At 45.1% G+C, this 244-nt stretch carries 1 protein-coding gene; it reads left to right on the forward strand.

What is annotated here, in order from left to right:
• A partial coding sequence (locus AAEY55_RS18560) for a hypothetical protein (protein WP_350552755.1) occupies positions 1 to 219 on the forward strand: 219 nt, incomplete at its 5' end.
• Between the last annotated feature and the right edge of the window lie 25 nt (positions 220 to 244).

Consider the following 244-nt stretch of genomic DNA (forward strand, 5'->3'; position numbering starts at 1 on the left):
GTCTTTACGCCCGTGGTTATCAGCCTTGCCCCTGCTGTCGATGAAGCGCTTCAGTATTTGCAACGTTTAGAAGAGCAAGCACTAGGAACATCACGAATGACTGGCTCTGGTAGTGCGGTATTTTTGCCGTTAGATGTGAATGTTGCTAGTGATAAGGCACTCTTGGCAAAGTGGATTAAATGTGCGCCTTGTGAAGGGTATGTAGTTAGGAGTTTGTAGCTAGTCATTTTTTACAATTCAGAGC

It is taken from the genome of Pseudoalteromonas sp. 120-MNA-CIBAN-0494 (assembly GCF_040308885.1).
In the GTDB taxonomy this organism is placed as follows: Bacteria; Pseudomonadota; Gammaproteobacteria; order Enterobacterales; family Alteromonadaceae; genus Pseudoalteromonas; species Pseudoalteromonas nigrifaciens.